Genomic DNA, 17,073 nt, shown 5'->3' with positions numbered 1-17,073 from the left:
CTCATGAGCAAGCCGTTGATGTACCTGCTGGCCGGCAACGGTAGCGCTGCCGATTGGTGGGATGACGCGCTGCCGCACTTCCGCCGCTACGACGTGGTGCCGCTGGAGTTGCCGGGTTTCGGCGCCAATCCGCAGCCGCCCTGTGAGGATCTGGCGGACTACGCGCAGATCTTGCTGGCGATGACACAGCAGGGCAGCGCGATCATGGCGGTTGGGGTCAATGCGTTGCTGGTGCTGCATGCGCTGCAACGTCGGCCCGGGCACTTTTCTCGCAGTGTGTTGCTGGCGCCGGTGGGCGCCTTTTGTGGCAGCGCCGATTGCCGGCGCTGATGTCACCGCTGCCAATCCGCAAGTCCATTCATTGGCTGCTGTCGAACAGACCCACGCTGTTCGCGCGCAAGTTCTCCAATCAGACCTGGACCCTCGCGCAGTACCAACGCATGGGCGCCGGCTATGCGCGCTGTCGTGCGTTCGTGCCGCACTGGGATCTGATTCGCGCCGACACCGCGCTGCCACTGCTGGAGTGGATCACCGATCCGGTCGAGCTGGTTTGGGGCGATCAGGACGCGGTGCTCGGCATCGAGCAAGCGGCGGCGTGGTCGGCGATTCTCGCTCGCGCTGATCTGACTATCAGCCTCAAACCCGTTTGGGGTCATTACCCATGGATCGACTCGCCCGCGCAGTTCACACAGTGGCTGGAGTCGGGCGAGCGCGGGTTTGTTGCGCACACCAAGGGCGGGCGTTTGCGCCTGGCTGAACTGGCGCGGCAAGCGGTGCCGGCGGCGCTGACGCTCAACGATTGCAATGATCCGCGTCTGCCAGCATTTCTCGCTGCCCAACCCGACGTGACCTGGGCGGTGCGCTCCTCCAGTTATGGCGAGGATCAGGCCGATTCGGCAAATGCCGGTTTGAGCACAACCTATCTGCGCGAGCCGACCGCCAATGTGTCGAAACGCATCGCCGAACTGACTGCCGAAGGCGTCGAGGAAGTGGTGGTCCAGCGCTTCATCACCCCGGTATTGTCCGGGATCGCGTTCGTGCGACATCTCTCGGTAGAACTCGAATGGGTTGAAGGTCATCTCGAATCGCTGGCCGACGGTCACGTCAGCCCCTCACGAGCAACGCTTTCGCGACTGGGCGATGCGTGGCGAAGCGGCACGTTCACGCCTTCCCACGGTTTGACCGAAGACCTGCTGTGGCGCTTTCTGCAAGAGGTGTTGCGCGTGTTCCACTACGTGCCCGGCGACGTCGAATGGGCCTGGGACGGTTCGCAACTCTGGCTGCTGCAATACCGGCCGATCAGCGATTACGGCTGGCGCCGGCACCTCACCGCCGCGAACATCGCCGAGATTCTGCCGCCGCAACCGAGCGTGCTGGTCGAGTACGCCCAGCGCCGCGCCGCTGCGAGTATTCCGGCAATCATGGCGCGTTGGGATGCGCGGGTGTTGCAGGACAACGAGCCGTTCACTGCTGTGTTCGGCGGCGCGTCCTACATCAACAATGACCTGTTTCTTGCCCGGTTGGCCGACTGGGGCATCAGCGCCGATAACTACGCCGGTGAAGTTGGTGGTGCGACGCCGCATCTGCCGTGGCAACCGCTGAAGATGCTGCGTTCGTTACCGCTGTTTTTGCGTATGCAACGCAAGGCTCGCGGGCATTTGCTGAATCTTGAAAATGGTTTGCAGCGCTTCGATCGGGAGCTGGCCGAACTCGTCGCCCAGAGTGCCGATGGCCAGCAACTCGCGGACTGGTTCACCCGGTTCTACGTGTTCGTGGTGCAAGGCAATTTGTGCATTGCCACTGCACTGGCCAGCAGCGGTGGTGATTGGCTGGGCCGCCCGCCGACCGCGTACGACAATCTGGAAAACAGTCCTCATCGATTGCCGTGGGAAACCGATCCCGCTACGCCTCGGCCTAGGGCGACTGAGTTGCCGTTACAGGTATTCCCGCAATGGCCAGCTCTGATTCGCCTCGCCCATTCCACCGGCCTGCCGGGCCTGCGCGGCTACTACCTGCAAGTGCGCGAATGGTACCGCGACAACCTGATGCGCATCTTCTTCCGCCTGCACCACGCCATGCCGCTGGCGGATCGCGAGCACTGGTTCGCACCGCATCCGTATGTGCGCACTCGCGATGGCAGCTTCTGGCAGGACGGTCGCGAAGGTGCGGAGCAGGCGACCGGGTTCATGATTTATCCCGGGCAGGTGCAGGGCATCCTCGGCGCCGACATCCTGCTCGAAGACACCCTTGATCCGGGGCGACATGCGCACTATCAAACAGCGCGGGCGGTGATTGCGCGGATGGGTGGGCGGTTGTCGCATGGCTCGACGTTGTTGCGGGAGTTGCGCAAGCCGTCGGCGGTGATGCCGCAGGTGGATCCGGCGTGGGTGGGGTGTGAGGTGTTATATCGCGATGGTGAGTTGGAATTGATCAATTCGAAGGATGCGAAGTGAAACGATTGCTGGTGTTATGTGTGAGCTGGTTGCCGATAGCGGTTATGGCGGCAGATGTTTGCAATCAGGAAGCTGACTCAAAATATTTCTTATCGCAATGGTCGCAGGGCAGTGGACATCCGGAAGACATACTTTCCAGTCTCGATGGAAAAGAATTTTCTATCGATCCGGGCCACGTGGTTTTTCGCGGCGATCTAAATGGCGATGGCATCGAAGACTTCATCTTCAATTCCCGCGTCGGCATTGGCTCATCAATGGATAGCACATTCGCCTTCCTGATCCAGTGCCGTGGTTATTTGAGGTATTCGGGCGGCGATTACTTCGCCGGGGTCAAAGTTCTGGACGGCCCACCCAAGGGGAGGGGAGTTCAAGAACATCGAGATCTACTCCTACATCAGGGACAAGCGCGGGCGTATTCGCTACAAGGGTGAAAAGGCCATGACCCGGCCACATCTGTGGCAATTCGACCCGCAGACACAGCGTTACGAAGGGCAGGCTGAGTAAGCCGACGGTCCCGCTGCATCTACGGAGTTACAGCGTGAAAGGATTTTCGGTTCTTCTCGGCAGCTTGATATTGGCTGCCGCATCCATGGCATTCGCTGCCGATCCAGCCTTCAAGGATCACACCGTCACGCCAGTTTTCACCGGCCCCAACCATAAACTGGTGCCGCAAGAAAACAGCAGCCCAATGATGGACCAAGCACGGGTAAGCCCTGAAAGGCAAGGTCAACTTCGCCGGCCATTACATCCTGCACAGGCTCGGTTGTGGCGGCAGCGCCATTTGCGGCGAAGTGCTGGACGCCCAGACCGGTGAAGTGGTTGGAGGTCTGCCCAATGCTTACGACGGCAGCACGTTTGGCATGGTTTACCAGCCCGATAGTCGTGTGGTCATCGTCTCCGGCATCACGCTCGACGGCGAAGAAGATGCGCAGGGGAATGCGTTGGAAAGTGGTAACCGGGATCGTTACTACGAGTTTGTGAACAATGAATTTCGATTGCTGAGCATGACCGACGTGGAGTCGTCGCCGATGGATGAGGAGTGAGTGGATGCATCGTCTTCTCGCGGGCAGCCTTTCGCTGCTGCTCTCTCTGCCAGCCTTCGCCGCGCCTTCGGACGCCTTTACCCAGCGCGATGTCATGCAGTGCGGCGGTGTTGAAGTGGTGTTGGTTTCGTCCTGTCGATCCGTGACAGTGGATGATGCGGAAACCCACGTCATCCCGGTCTGCTCCGACCAGACCATCAATATCGGCGGCAAGGTGCTTCGGCGTGATATCAGCAAAGTTTCACAACTCACTTCCGACGGTGCGAAGACGAAAATGTTGAGCAATGTTGTTGTGGCGATGGATTGCGTGGAAGGCACCCAGGGCAGCCTTGTTTCGATAGGCGGATATGGCGGTTGCGGTGCCTGTGCGGAGTGGCATGGGTATTACTCGACAGCAGGGCGATTGGAGCAATACAGCTTCGATAATAACCAACGCTCTTTTGGCTCGAAGGGATCTCGGGAAGACCTGATCAAGGCCTATGGCGTTTCGAAGCGACAGCTAATGTCAGAAAGCCCGGCAGTGAGGAGGATCATTTATGGCCAGCCTTAAATGGGTGTCGATGATCGGCAGTTTCTTCTTCGCTGCCAATGTCTTTGCTGTGGATCCACCAATAGTGGGAGCCGTCGGAAACACAGTGACGTTCCAGGCAAAAAAATGGACATCACCCGTCGTGGAATCTACCACTGCCTGGTTCACCGCGAATGGACAAACGTTTCCCTTGTTCCATGCCGGCATTGGTGGCTGGGCTTATCCTGAATGGCTCAGCCCTGACAAAAAATTTCTACTGGCGACTGCGGTGGAGTACGGCGTAGTCATAGGTGAGAACGGTGAGGAAATAGCGACATCACAAGGGCATTGCGATGTGATCTCGATGGAAACCGGTTGCGTGCTTGCTGAGAATTACGAGCGGTTTTGTGAGGGAAAATGGGTAGGCGAGCAATGGGTTTCCGAAGAGGGCGGGGTGCTCAATCCTGTCTTGGAGACTAAGTCACCCGAGGACCTGCTGAAATATGCTTCGAGTATCGAGCCGGTACAGTCCCGAGCAGAGTCCATCGAATGGAGCCTGAGCTTTTAAGCCCGGAATCCTACATGGCGTGTCATCCCCGGCGCAAAGTGTTCAGGCTTACAACGACCTCGGTTTCTACTTGGCCGAGGGCGGCAACGATGAGTTGGCGCTGAAGTTTTATCGAGGCGTTGAAGCAGTCGGCAAACGCACGGTGCTGATGCTGAACATGGCTGATTCGCTGTGGCGACTTGATCGGCAAGAAGAAGCGCAGCGTTATTACCGCGAGTACGGCGAAGCGATGACTGCTGCTGGTAAAGCGCAGAAGATTCCGCAACGAGTCGTTGAGCGATCTGAAATTCAGGGACTGAGACAGTGAATATGTTCTTCCGCTTTATCGTGTTGAGCCTTGGGCTGCTAACCACTTCATGCGCACTCGCTGCCCCACAAGTCCTGAAGGAAATTCCGGCTAGCTTGCTGGGTGATGCATCACGGCAAAAGGTGTTTGTGCTGGCGGGCGATGCGGACGAAGTTTCTAACCGATTGTTGATTGCGCCGGAACAAGCGCGTGACGAGGACATCTTGCTCGATACGTCGAAGGCGCTGCCTCTGATCAAAAGTCATTACTCGTCTGCGCTTCAGGGTGAATTCAGCGTCCATGTACTCAAAGGTCGCCCTGGCGTCATGACTGTCATTGATCCGCAGGCTGAGGAAGCTGTGGTCAAGCAGCCGTTCGTTGAGGCAGGGATTACATCGCGCTGGTAACCAGCGAAGAAGATAACGCGGTTTACAACTTCAACCTGTTGTTCGCCTTCAACAGAGGTTCGAAGCAGTTTGAGCTGAAAGCTCTGCTGCAAGTGGCGAACAGCGACTCCTGTGACCGGTCGCTTGTCAGCGTAGTGGAGTTGCCGGTGCAGACATTGGGCCCCATCACTCTCGCTTCTTTCGATGGGCGTGAAGCGCTGCAGAAGCTGCAGGTTGCTCGTACTGGCAGTATTGAGGGCGTTAGAAAGAAATTGATGACCGTCGATTCGGCTGATTTGCTGGATATGGCGCTGGCAGCCTACCGAAAGGGTGATGACTCTTCCTTCAAGGATACGATGAGCTACGCGTTGATGGGCGGTGGCTCGCATGACACTTGTCCCCCAGATAGCTATATCGTCGCAAAGTACTACTACCCGCAGCGTCCCGGCTGGTCCAATGACCTCGGTTTTCTGCTCGGCGAGGCGGGTTACTACGCTGAGTCGATTGAGTTGCTCAATGCAGTGATTGCCAACCACCCAAACAGGACGGTTGCTTACCTGAATCTCGCTGACAGTTATTGGGCCGTGAACGATAAAGAGCGGGCGATGGCGGCATACAAGCAATACTCATCGCGAATATCTGAAGCGGGGAAGGCTTCGAAGATCCCGGCGAGGGTGGGTGAGCGCAGTGCTGGAGTCTCCAAGAAATGATTCGGTCCCTATTCCCGTAAAGTTCGCAGAAATGCACTTTCAATTGCCCATAAGTCGCTAAGGAATGATCGGTTTGAAATCGTCGTTTGCGTTTATTTCTGCGTTTCTGCTAATACCGCTGACTGCCCTAGGTGAGGTTACCACCGAGGTTTCCTGCTTCCGTTCGTTGGAAGGCAAGAACATCAATTTCGAGTTTCGATCCTATTACGACACCGTCTCACGTTGGAGCGGAGCAGGGGTCAAGTACACGAAGTCCCGAAAGGTCATTCCCCTTGTCTATCGGAGCGTCGAAGAGGAAGTCATGGCAGAGGGGCGGCCCTCTCAGTTCACGACAACCTGGGTGGAGGTGTCCGAAGACTCGCTGACAGGCGAATATGAAATGGTCAGCCAAGGTGCTCGAATTTACGGGATGACTTACACGAACTACAAATCCGGAAAGAAGTATTCATTTGAACAAGACATCACCATGGATGCATCTCCAGAGACAGGCTGTCGGTGGTAAGACAGGGATCATCGAGAAAGGGGACTCAACGCCCCCACTTTTTCATCTGCGAATCTCGCTACGATTTGGCAGCCAGGTTCCGCACTTCAATATGGTCAAGCGTCCCTTCCACCATCAATCGCACCCCGTCCGCCATTCTGCTCAGGGCCAGTGCAACTGAGCGGCGGGAGCCATCTATGTCGTCCGCAAGATCCGCAGCGATGATGCTGATGGATAGCAGGTCTTCCGAGGCGTTGGCCAGGAGGGCTTCGGCGTCGATGTCCGGGTTCAGGCTGAACAAGCCTTCGCGGCGTGGGACCGGTGGATGGCCGGGGTTGCCCAAATGGTGATCGAGGGCGCGTTCGGCGGCTTCATGTAGTTTTCTTGAATCGAAGGATTCGTAGGGGAGGTGTCCTCGGTGTTGGTCTTGAATTGGTCATCGGTGTAAATCCCTTGGAGTAAGAAGAAATTGCTCCCGAATTCGGACTTGCACATCCGGTCACCGAATAGCCGATGACGCAGGAAGCCTATCGGTGATCTTCAAGCTCGCCTAGTTCATGGACAGCCCCGCACTTCGCAGGAAATTTCCCATAGATTCGCGGGCCGGAAGATCAAAAGATCGCAGGCTTCGCCGACTCCTACAGGGATGTGTTTCAACAGGTGTAGGAAAGGTGAGTGGTGAGACGCGGAGCGTCTCGGGATGCATTCCCACGCGGAGCGGGGAACGATCAGTGGGCGAGCGCTGAATCGTGACTTGGTGGTCATCGTGCAGGAAATAGTCTGCATCCTCTTCCAACAGCGGCAGATACTGGCGTTATCGTCCGAATCCCTTACACTGCCCCGGCCGTTCATTTTCCTTTTGAGGCTGTGCGCATGAAATTTCGTTTTCTCCTGTGGATGATGGGTTTGTTGATGGCCAAGGCCAGCCGGACCAATCCTGCGTTCCAGCAGCAGTTGGGTGACAAGGATCTGGTGTTTCAGCTGCAGACGCTGGACGGGAAAGTGGCGCGGCATTTCGTGGTCAGGGATCAGCGCATCACCAGCAAGTCTGGCGTGGTGGCGGAGCCGGCGTTTGCGATTGCGTTTAAAGATGCGGGTTATGGCTTTGCGACGATGCAGGCGAAGAACAAGCAGTTGGCGTTTATGCAGGGCATTCAGGACAAGTCGATCCAGCTCAAGGGTAATCCGGCGCTGGTGATGTGGTTTCAGGGGTTGATGAAGTATTTGAAGCCGAGGAAGGCCAAGTCGAAAGCTTGATGCGGTCAGTTGGACCGTGGTGGATTCATCGCGGGCAAGCCCGCTCCCACAGGGGTCGTGTTGATCTTGTGGGAGTGTGGCTTGCTCGCGATTGCGTTTAGCCTTGGCTGAACTGCGAAGCCAGTTCCCGCAGCAGCACTTCAGCCTCAAGCACTTTGCTGACCACATCGTTGGCTTTGTCACGGCTAAGGCCGACGCGTTCGAGCAGTGCATCCGGAATGTCTTCATCCGGCCCGGAGCCGATCCCGCGGCTGCGCAGCAGGCGCACGGCCAGGCAGACGAGGTTCGGGTATTCGGCGTAGGCGCCGTCGTAGCTTGGGTCATGCTGAAAGCGCAGGGCGGTGGCCAGTTCATCCGGCATGTCCCAGTAGCGCATCAGCCACGAGCCGATCTGTTCGCGGCTGATCCCCAGCAGGTGCTGCTCGATGTAGCTGTGGCACAGGTGCGGGTTGACTTCCAGGTGGCGGCAGATCAGCGAGAAGTGCGGCGGGAACACGTGGGCCAGCAGCAGGTAACCGAAGTTGTGCAGCAGACCGGCCAGATACGTCAGGCCGGCTTCCGGGCGCTGGGCGCGGGGCATGGCGCGGGTCAGGCCTTCGATGACGGCGGCGGTGTAGATCGACTGCTGCCAGTACGGCGTGGTGTGTTGCGGGTGGTCTTTCGGCAGACTCAGGGTCTTGCCGAGGGCCAGGCCCAGCGCAAGGTTGATCACCAGGTCGAAGCCGAGCACGCGAACGATCGCGTCTTCCACCGAACGGATCTTGCCCGGCGAGGCGTAGTACGGCGATGCGGCCCAGCTCACCACTTGTGCAGCCAGCGCCGGATCGGTTTCGACCACGCCGGTGATGTCGTCGATGGTGGCGTTGGGGTCGACGCGCAGCTTGATGATTTTTGCGCCGTTTCGGCCAGCGGTGGAATCTCGATGGTCGCTTCCAGGCGCTGCTGAATCCGGCGCGCGGTGAACGCCTGCACGGCCTGGGTGATTTCCTCGCGGTCATCGTCCGGGCGGTCGAGGTTGGGGCGGATACTGCTCAGGGCTTCGCCGAAGTTGGCGGCGCTGGCTTTGGTCAGCATCGATTTGAAGTCTTCGCTGCTGATTTCCAGCAGCAGGCCCGGTTCGCCGGAGTTGATCAGCAGCTTCGGCTCGCGCAGCAGGCTTTCTTCGTAGAGGCACGGCGAACTGGTCAGCGCCGGCAGGCCCGGCAGCAGACTCAGATTGTGTTTGCCGAGCATCTTTTCCAGGCGCTCGGTGGACACGGCTGTGAGTCGGCGACCAGTGAGTTCGGCGAGGCGATTGAGATCCAGCAACTGGCTCTGTGGAAACAGCACCATCAACGCGCCCACGGCGTCGTCCAGCAACACGGCCTGCACTTTGCGCGAGGCATTGAGGCCGTGGTGGTCGAGCACTTCTTCGTAGGCAACGCCCAGCTTGTTGAGCAGCAGCCGAATAACAGACGGAGCTTGCGGAGATTCGGGGACGAGAGCAGCTTCGGTCATGGTCTGTATCCGTTTTTGAAACAATGGCAGGAGTATAACCAGCTCTGTAGGAACGATCCTGCACAAACTGCGACGGTGCTCACACTTGGCCGTATTGCTGCCCATGCCGCAGCCAACGGTCGAGCAATGGGCTGACGTGAGTCGGCCAGCGTTCCAGCAAGGCTTGCGCGGCGTCACGGACGGCGGGCAGCAGGTCGGCGTCGCGCATCAGGTCGGCGACCTTGAATTGCAGCAGGCCGGTCTGGCGGGTGCCGAGCATTTCCCCGGGACCGCGCAGTTCGAGGTCTTTCTCGGCAATGACGAAGCCGTCGTTGGTCTCGCGCATGATGCCCAGGCGCTGGCGGCCGATCTGCGACAGCGGCGGATGGTAAAGCAGCACGCAATGGCTGGCGGCACTGCCCCGCCCAACGCGGCCGCGCAACTGGTGCAGCTGTGCGAGGCCGAGGCGTTCAGGGTTTTCGATGATCATGAGGCTGGCGTTGGGTACGTCGACGCCGACTTCGATCACCGTGGTGGCGACCAGCAGTTGCAGGTTGCCGGCCTTGAACTCGGCCATCACCGCAGCTTTTTCAACCGGCTTCATGCGCCCATGGATCAGCCCGACCTTCAATTCGCCGAGGGCTGCAGTGAGGTCCTCGAAAGTAGTTTCGGCGGCCTGGCAGGTCAGCTCTTCGGATTCTTCAATCAGCGTGCACACCCAATAGGCCTGACGCCCCTCGGCGCAGGCGCTGCGCACCCGTTCGATGACTTCGACGCGGCGGGTATCGGTGACCAGCACGGTGTTGACCGGGGTTCGGCCGGGCGGCAGTTCGTCGAGGATTGAAGTGTCGAGGTCGGCGTAGGCGCTCATCGCCAGCGTGCGTGGAATCGGTGTGGCGGTCATGATCAGTTGATGCGGGCACATGCGCCCGCCGACGCCTTTCTGCCGCAGGGCCAGACGCTGCTGCACGCCGAAGCGGTGTTGTTCGTCGATGATCACCAGCGCGAGGTTCTTGAACTGCACTTCGTCCTGAAACAGCGCGTGAGTGCCGACCACCATCGGTGTGCCGCTGGCGATCTGTTCCAGCGCGGCGACGCGGTTCTTGCCTTTGAGCTTGCCGGCCAGCCACGCGACTTCAATGCCCAGCGGTTCGAGCCAGCGCTTGAAGGTGATGAAGTGCTGTTCGGCGAGAATCTCGGTCGGCGCCATCAGCGCGACCTGATAACCGGCCTCCAGCGCTTGCAGCGCAGCGAGGGCGGCGACCACGGTTTTACCCGCGCCCACGTCACCCTGAATCAGCCGCAGCATCGGTTCGTGCTGGCTGAGGTCGTAGGCGATTTCGTTGCCGACTCGCTGTTGCGCACCGGTCGGGTTGAAGCCGAGGTTTTTCAGGTATTTCGGTGGCAGTTTCGTGGCTTTCGGCATTGCCGGCGCGCGCAGTGAACGCATGCTTTCGCGCAGACGCTGTTGCGACAGTTGATGGGTGAGCAGTTCTTCGAACGCCAGGCGATGCTGCGCCCAGTGATGGCCGAGGGCGAGTTCGTCGACGTCGGCATCGGCGGGCGGGTTGTGCAGGTAGCGGATCGCATCGGCCAGCGGCGCCAGTTGATAGTCGCGGGCGAGTTCGGTCGGCAGCCAGTCGGGCAGGGTGCTCGGCTTGAGCAGCGTCAGGGTCTGCATGCACAACTGGCGCAGGCGCTGCTGGGTCAGGCCTTCGGTGAGCGGGTAGACCGGGGTCAGGGTTTCATCCACTGGCGGCGGTTCATCGCCGGTGATCGCGCGGTATTCCGGGTGATAGATTTCCAGGCCTGAGGCGCCGGGTCGGGCTTCACCGTAGCAGCGAACCCGCGTGCCACGCTTGAGCCCTTCTTTCTGCGCGTTGCTGAAATGGTAGAAGCGCAGACTCAGTCCGCCCGTACCGTCCTGCAAGCGCACGACGAGGCTGCGACGCCGACCCATGACCACGTCGGCACCGCTGACGGTGCCTTCGACCACGGCGTCCTGCCCCGGCCGCAACGCACCGATCGGCACCACGCGGGTGCGGTCCTGATAACGCAGCGGCAGGTGGAACAGCACGTCCTGCAGATTCTCCAGACCGACCTTGGCCAGTTTCTCGGCCATGGCCTCGCCGACACCCTTGAGTGCCGTCACCGACACTTGCGACAGCTCCGTCATGACGCTCGCTTAACCGGCCGTAACCGGCGCGGCAGGCTTGGCTACCGAGCACAGGCGAATGGAGTCGGCAAGAATCTCGATGGCTTTTGGCCGTGGGAAGCTGGCGCGCCAGGCGATCGCCACGGTGCGGAACGGCACTGGCGCGGTCAATGGACGCACTTCGATCACGCCCGGGGCGTAGTGATGGCTGTCCACTGCCGACAGTGGCAGGATCGAAATACCCAGGCCGGACGCGACCATGTGGCGAATGGTTTCCAGCGAGCTGGACTCGACCGTGGTGTGCTTGGCGCCGTCGTTGCCTTTGGTCAGGGTCGGGCAGGCCTCGAGAACCTGATCGCGGAAGCAGTGGCCTTCACCGAGCAGCAGCAGGCTCTTGTCGTTGAGCAGGCCGGCGTCGATGGATTCTTTCTTGGTCCACGGATGCTGGGCCGGCATCAGGACGTAGAACGGCTCGTCGTATAGCGGCAGGGTCAGCACATCGGCTTCGTTGAACGGCAGGGCGATGATGATTGCATCGAGCTCGCCATTGCGCAGTTTGTCGCGAAGAACGTGGGTGAAGTTTTCTTCGATGTACAACGGCATCTGCGGGGCGACCCGGTGCAGTTGTGGAATCAGGTGCGGGAACAGGTACGGGCCGACGGTGTAGATGGCGCCGACTTTCAGCGGTGCGGTCAGCTGGTTCTTGCCGGCCTGCGCCAGTTCGCGGATGCCCTGAGCCTGTTCCAGCACCTTTTGCGCCTGGGCGACGATGCCTTCGCCGACCGGGGTCAGGCGCACGGCGCTTTTGCTGCGCTCGAAAATCAGCACACCGAGTTCGTCTTCAAGTTTTTTCACGCCCACCGACAGCGTCGGCTGACTGACGTGGCAACGCTCGGCGGCATGGCCGAAGTGCTGCTCTTGGGCGAGGGTAACGATGTAGCGTAATTCTGTGAGGGTCATAGCGAGCGTCCATGAAGATGCGCCAAGCATACCGGCTGCAATCGATAGACGCACGTTATCAGACTGCGGGCTGAGTGCGACACCGGGCGATGTCGGTTTGCCGCAGGCAGATACGCGAAAGGCACCTTTCGGTGCCTTTTTTGATTGGTTCTCTCGGCTGGCGAAGAACCTTGTGGAGCTGGCTTGCCAGCGATTGCGGTGGGTCAGTTGATAAATCCTTCTCTGACACACAGCTATCGCTGGCAAGCCAGCTCCCACAGGTATTGCGATGTTGCTTAACGGCGGCGTTCGAGTGAGTAAACAAACGGCGCAACAATTTCGATCGAGCCGTTGTTGAGCATGTCGGCCGGTGGTTTGGGCAGCGGTTGCGCGCGGCGGATCATGTCCAGGGTGGCCCGGTCCAGATCAGCGTTGCCAGAGCGGCCCACCAGCTCGAACGACAGTACATTACCTTCGCCATCGACCACGAAGCGCAGACGATTCAAGCCCTCCTTGCCCCGCGACTGCGCACTCTGCGGGTACTTCTTGTACTTGGCCAGATGCGCGAGCAGGGTGCCTTGCCAACTGGCCTTGGCCGCCAACTGAGCCGGCGACGGACCCGGCGCAGGCTGGGCGGATTTCTCCGTTGGCGCCTGAGTCGGTTGCGTATCGGCCGGTTTCTCCTCGGAAGGTTTCTCCTTCGGCGGCTCGGGCAGCTTTTTCTCGACCGGCTTCGGCGGTTTTGGCTTGGGCTTTGGCTTGGGTTTGGGTACCGCGATTTCCGCTTTCGGTGCTTCAGCCAGTTTCGGGATCGGCAACTCTTCAACCGGAGCCGGTGGCTGCGGCGGTGTGACGACTTTCGGCGGAGCCGGCGGTGGCGGGGCAGGCAATGGAGCCAGCTCGACCATCATTGCCTGCGGCGGCAATTCGATGGGCGGGCGGGCAGTCCAGTTCAGCGCCAGCGCGATGGCCAGCGCATGCACACCCAGCACCACGGCCAGGCTACCGCTGTAACGCGTCAGCTTATGGCGCGTCGTGATCATTTCTTGGCTGCCGTCTCGAGACCGACCAGACCGACCTTCAGGTAACCGGCGGCGCGCAGGCTGTCCATCACGCTCATCAGGTCGCCGTAATCCACGCCTTTGTCGGCCTGGAAGAAGATGGTGGTGTCTTTCTTGCCCTGGGTCTTGGCGTCGAGGGTGGCGCCGAGGGTTTCGGCTTTCACTTCGTCGTCACCGAGGAACAGGCGTTGGTCAGCTTTCACACTGAGGAACACCGGTTTCTCTGGCCGCGGCGCCGGTTTGGCGGTCGAGGCGGGCAGGTCGACTTTGATGTCCACAGTGGCCAGCGGCGCGGCCACCATGAAGATGATCAACAGCACCAGCATCACGTCGATGAACGGCGTGACGTTGATTTCGTGGTTCTCGGCCAGATCGTCGTCTGCGCCTTCTTTCAAATGCAGGCCCATGGCCGATTACCCCACTTTAACCATGTGCGGCTGCGAGCTGCGCTCAGGCTGGTGGTCGAGATCGCGGCTGACCAGCAGCAGGACTTCTGCCGAGGCATCGGAGACCTGCGCCTTGTAACCGGCGATGGAACGGGCGAAGACGTTATAGATCACCACCGCTGGGATCGCCGCAACCAGACCCAGCGCGGTGGCCAGCAGCGCTTCAGCGATACCCGGGGCAACGACGGCGAGGTTGGTGGTCTGGGTTTTGGCGATGCCGATGAAGGAATTCATGATGCCCCACACGGTACCGAACAGGCCGACAAACGGCGCGGTGGAGCCGATGGTGGCGAGGACACCGGTGCCGCTGCTCATGTTGCGACCGCAGGCCGCGACGAGGCGCTCGAGGCGGAAGCTGACGCGTTCCTTGATGCCTTCTTTCTCGCGGCTGTTGACCGACAGGCGCATCTCTTCGAGCGCGTCATGCACCAGCAGGTTGGCGAGGGTGCCTTCCTTGCCGGCCGTGGCGCTGGCTTCCTTGAGGGTGGTGGCTTTTTCAGTGCGGCAATCTCGCCACGCAGACGACGCTTGGCGCCCATCAGCTCGAAGCCTTTGGCGATCCAGATGGTCCAGGTGATGATCGAAGCGATGGCCAGACCGATCATCACGATTTTCACGATGATGTCGGCGTTCTGGTACATACCCCACGGCGACAGGTCATGGGCCATGCCCAGGGAGTTATCGGCTTCGAGAACTTCAGGTGCCTCGGCGGCGTCGACAGCCTGCACCGGATCGGTGGCGGCCGGTGCAGCCGGAGCGGCAGCGGGTGCGCTCTGCTCGGTGGCGGCTGGGGTGGCTGGCGCTTGAGCGTCGGCGAAGGCGGCGGTCGGTGCCAGCATCAGGCTGAGCAACAGAGCCGCGACGGCGCTCCAGGCGCGAGGTCGAGTGGTTGGCGAAGCGGGAGTTTGATTACGTGTCATGCTGGCCGGACCTGAGATAGAAAAACGTTGTTGCTCTTCCAGGCCTCGTGAGGCCGAGAACAAAAGTGGCGTGCATTATTGCAAGTAATTCTTGTTAACAAAAGTAATAGAGTATCTTTTTTCCTTCATTGCTAGCCGTTCGTCCTGTGCCAGAGCTAGTCTGTGCCTTTCCGATGGGAGTTTTCTGATGTCCGCGCCTTCTGTTTTGATTGCCGGTTGTGGTGATGTCGGCAGTCGTCTGGCCACGCAATTGCTGGCGGCTGGCTGGCAAGTCCATGGCCTGCGCCGCGACGTTTCCAAGCTGCCGAACGGCGTCATCGGCGTCGCTGGCGATCTGTTCAACGAAGAATGCCCGGCGACCTGGCCGGTGGGTGCCGTGGATTATCTGGTGTATTGCGCTGCGGCCACCGACCACGATGAAGAGGGCTATCGCAAGGCCTACGTGCAAGGCTTGCAGAACGTGCTGAGCTGGCTGGACGACTATGGGCAAGTGCCCGAGCGACTGATCTTCGTGTCGAGCAGCAGCGTGTACGGCCAGCAGGACGGAGCATGGGTGGATGAGACCTCCGAGACTGTCGCGGCCGGATATTCAGGTCGCTTGATGCTCGAAGCCGAGCAGGTCGCGCTCAATAGCGGCATCCCTGCCAGCGTGCTGCGCCTGACCGGGATTTACGGCCCGGGCCGCGAGTGGCTGTTGACCCAGGTGCGTCGTGGCTATCGCGTGGCAGTCGAGCCGCCGCTTTATGGCAACCGGATTCATGCCGATGATGCAGCGGGGCTGCTGGCGTTCTTGCTGGAAAAAGACCGTGAGGGCGTCAAGCTGGACCAGCTCTATATCGGTGTGGATGACGCGCCGGCGCCGTTGGCTGAGGTGGTGGGCTGGTTGCGCGAGTATCTGGGGGTGACTGAATGGGCGGAAGACGCCAGCGTGCGCCGCACAGGCAGCAAGCGTTGCAGCAATGCGCGGGCGAAAGCGTTGGGGTGGGTGCCGAAGTATTCGAGTTATCGCGAAGGCTATGCAGCGATCCTGGAAGGTAAGTGCTGACTTTCTGCCTTCACAAAACAGCTGTAGGAGTGAGCCTGCTCGCGATACCGTTGTGTCAGTCGACATCAATGTGTCTGACATACCGCTATCGCGAGCAGGCTCACTCCTACATGGGTTCTATGTGAATTCAGAACCGGGTTACTGCTTTTCCAGCAACCACTTGCGCTCACCCGCGGCAAACTGCGGTTGCTCATCCGCCAGCGCAGCATTCACTGCCTGCAGAATCTCCAGCTCTTTGCCCTTGCGCACAAAGATCCAGTTGTTGCCTTGACCGTTGAGTTGCAGCCACATGCTGTCGTTGCCATTGCTCATCGATGCGCAATCACCAGCCAGACACAACGCATAACGATCAACGCCCGGCAGGCCGGTCACCTGGCCGTCGGCCTGGAACTGCACGGTGCCGCCTTCACCCTGGCCGCTGGCGATGATCCAGTTACCGCCCAGATATGCCGAATACAGCGCGCGTTCGAAGCTGGCCCCGATTGGCGCGCCTTCGGGCACGGGGATCTGTGCGCGATCGAAGAGTTGTTCGGGTTCGTTGTCGCTGGCAGCTTGCCGCAGGCGCCCGCCATCGCGTTTCAGTTCGCTGGCGGAGCTGCCGTAGAAGTCGACTTTCCAGGCGCCGGACTCTTCGCCCAGCAGCCGTCCTTCGACGTTCTCAAAACCGTTGGTGTAGCGGGCCTGACCGGCCTTGGTGTTGACGTCCCATTCCAGATTCGGGCCGTAAGCCTGCAGCGCTTCACGCAGGGGACCGCCCTTGGCGGCGGCATCGATCGCCACCTGGTTGATCCAGGTGCCGCTGATGTCACGGTCGGCAGGGTCGCTGGCGCAGCCGCCGAGAAACAGGGCGAGCAGCGAGAGAGCTAGCGCTTTGCGCATGGTGGAATCCTTTCAAAACCTTTTCTTGCAGCAGTCGGCGCGGCGTGGAGGCCGCGCCGTGCGCATCACTCGATGACCAGAATGGCATCCATTTCAACCTGCGCACCCTTCGGCAGGGCGGCCACGCCAATGGCGGCGCGGGCAGGGTATGGCTGGTCGAAGTACTTGCCCATGATCTCGTTGACCTTGGCGAAGTGGCTCAGGTCGGTGAGGAAGATGTTCAGTTTGACGATGTCCTTGAACGAACCGCCGGCGGCTTCGGCCACGGCTTTGAGGTTCTCGAAGACCTGGACGGTCTGGGCTTCGAAGCCCTCAACCAGTTCCATGGTTTTCGGGTCCAGAGGAATCTGGCCCGACATGTAAACGGTGTTGCCTGCCTTGATCGCCTGGGAGTAAGTGCCGATGGCGGCCGGGGCCTTGTCGCTGGTGATGACGGTTTTGGTCATGTAGGACTCCTTGT

17 protein-coding genes and 3 pseudogenes are annotated in these 17,073 nt (G+C 60.1%); 11 read left to right on the top strand and 9 right to left on the bottom strand.

Annotation, left to right across the window (positions count from 1 at the left end):
* Positions 1-3 precede the first annotated feature (3 nt).
* From LJU32_03930 to LJU32_03890, 9 genes and pseudogenes are all read left to right on the top strand, one after another.
* Positions 4-2,453 (top strand): annotated as a pseudogene (locus LJU32_03930) (alpha/beta hydrolase).
* Entirely contained in the window at positions 2,450-2,884 is a 435-nt protein-coding gene (locus LJU32_03925) for a hypothetical protein (GenBank protein WKV89549.1), read from the top strand. Before LJU32_03930 ends, LJU32_03925 begins: the two are co-directional and overlap by 4 nt.
* Before the next feature lie 360 nt (positions 2,885-3,244).
* Entirely contained in the window at positions 3,245-3,496 is a 252-nt protein-coding gene (locus LJU32_03920; GenBank protein ID WKV89548.1) for a hypothetical protein, read from the top strand.
* Between the two features lie 4 nt (positions 3,497-3,500).
* Positions 3,501-4,046, top strand: coding sequence for a hypothetical protein (locus LJU32_03915; protein WKV89547.1), 546 nt, complete (start codon positions 3,501-3,503; stop codon positions 4,044-4,046).
* Entirely contained in the window at positions 4,033-4,572 is a 540-nt protein-coding gene (locus LJU32_03910; GenBank protein ID WKV89546.1) for a hypothetical protein, read from the top strand. Before LJU32_03915 ends, LJU32_03910 begins: the two co-directional genes overlap by 14 nt.
* Before the next feature lie 70 nt (positions 4,573-4,642).
* A complete protein-coding gene (locus LJU32_03905) occupies positions 4,643-4,879 on the top strand; it encodes a hypothetical protein (GenBank protein WKV89545.1) in 237 nt (78 codons plus the stop codon).
* Positions 4,876-5,265: a hypothetical protein gene (locus LJU32_03900; protein WKV89544.1), complete on the top strand. Its 390-nt coding sequence runs from the start codon at positions 4,876-4,878 to the stop codon at positions 5,263-5,265. The genes LJU32_03905 and LJU32_03900 overlap by 4 nt, the downstream gene beginning before the upstream one ends.
* A 38-nt stretch (positions 5,266-5,303) precedes the next feature.
* Positions 5,304-5,954 carry a tetratricopeptide repeat protein gene (locus tag LJU32_03895; GenBank protein ID WKV89543.1) on the top strand — a complete coding sequence of 217 codons (651 nt, stop codon included), beginning with the start codon at positions 5,304-5,306 and terminating at the stop codon, positions 5,952-5,954.
* A gap of 73 nt (positions 5,955-6,027) precedes the next feature.
* Entirely contained in the window at positions 6,028-6,456 is a 429-nt protein-coding gene (locus LJU32_03890) for a hypothetical protein (protein WKV89542.1), read from the top strand.
* 58 nt (positions 6,457-6,514) lie between these two features.
* On the opposite strand, the gene LJU32_03885 is transcribed toward LJU32_03890, so the two are convergent.
* A complete protein-coding gene (locus LJU32_03885) occupies positions 6,515-6,868 on the bottom strand; it encodes a DUF6124 family protein (GenBank protein WKV91036.1) in 354 nt (117 codons plus the stop codon).
* Between the two features lie 440 nt (positions 6,869-7,308).
* Between LJU32_03885 and LJU32_03880 the strand changes: the two genes are divergently transcribed.
* Positions 7,309-7,692 carry a helicase gene (locus LJU32_03880; GenBank protein ID WKV89541.1) on the top strand — a complete coding sequence of 128 codons (384 nt, stop codon included), beginning with the start codon at positions 7,309-7,311 and terminating at the stop codon, positions 7,690-7,692.
* A 97-nt stretch (positions 7,693-7,789) separates the two neighbouring features.
* Here LJU32_03880 and LJU32_03875 read toward each other — a convergent pair.
* The 6 genes and pseudogenes from LJU32_03875 to exbB all read right to left on the bottom strand — a co-directional run bounded on the left by LJU32_03875 (position 7,790) and on the right by exbB (position 14,689).
* Positions 7,790-9,189, bottom strand: a pseudogene (locus LJU32_03875) (HDOD domain-containing protein).
* 79 nt (positions 9,190-9,268) lie between these two features.
* Positions 9,269-11,344 (bottom strand): ATP-dependent DNA helicase RecG, encoded by a 2,076-nt coding sequence (gene recG, locus LJU32_03870; GenBank protein ID WKV89540.1) that lies wholly within the window; start codon positions 11,342-11,344, stop codon positions 9,269-9,271.
* Between the two features lie 9 nt (positions 11,345-11,353).
* Complete coding sequence (locus LJU32_03865) at positions 11,354-12,283, bottom strand: LysR family transcriptional regulator (protein WKV89539.1); 930 nt, start codon at positions 12,281-12,283, stop codon at positions 11,354-11,356.
* A gap of 275 nt (positions 12,284-12,558) precedes the next feature.
* Entirely contained in the window at positions 12,559-13,305 is a 747-nt protein-coding gene (locus tag LJU32_03860) for an energy transducer TonB (protein ID WKV89538.1), read from the bottom strand.
* Complete coding sequence (gene exbD / locus LJU32_03855) at positions 13,302-13,730, bottom strand: TonB system transport protein ExbD (GenBank protein WKV89537.1); 429 nt, start codon at positions 13,728-13,730, stop codon at positions 13,302-13,304. The genes LJU32_03860 and exbD overlap by 4 nt, the downstream gene beginning before the upstream one ends.
* Before the next feature lie 6 nt (positions 13,731-13,736).
* A pseudogene (gene exbB, locus LJU32_03850) lies at positions 13,737-14,689 on the bottom strand (tonB-system energizer ExbB).
* Between the two features lie 187 nt (positions 14,690-14,876).
* Here exbB and LJU32_03845 point away from each other — a divergent pair.
* On the top strand, positions 14,877-15,734 hold the full coding sequence (locus tag LJU32_03845) for an SDR family oxidoreductase (protein ID WKV89536.1): 858 nt from the start codon (positions 14,877-14,879) through the stop codon (positions 15,732-15,734).
* Between the two features lie 138 nt (positions 15,735-15,872).
* Here LJU32_03845 and LJU32_03840 read toward each other — a convergent pair whose 3' ends face one another.
* Both LJU32_03840 and LJU32_03835 read right to left on the bottom strand, forming a co-directional pair.
* Positions 15,873-16,613: a hypothetical protein gene (locus tag LJU32_03840; protein WKV89535.1), complete on the bottom strand. Its 741-nt coding sequence runs from the start codon at positions 16,611-16,613 to the stop codon at positions 15,873-15,875.
* Positions 16,614-16,678: 65 nt separating this feature from the next.
* Positions 16,679-17,059: a RidA family protein gene (locus LJU32_03835; GenBank protein WKV89534.1), complete on the bottom strand. Its 381-nt coding sequence runs from the start codon at positions 17,057-17,059 to the stop codon at positions 16,679-16,681.
* Positions 17,060-17,073: the final 14 nt, after the last annotated feature.

Source organism: Pseudomonas sp. B21_DOA (assembly GCA_030544685.1).
GTDB classification, from domain to species: domain Bacteria; phylum Pseudomonadota; class Gammaproteobacteria; order Pseudomonadales; family Pseudomonadaceae; genus Aquipseudomonas; species Aquipseudomonas fluorescens_AO.
This window is presented reverse-complemented; position numbering and strand designations above follow the sequence as displayed.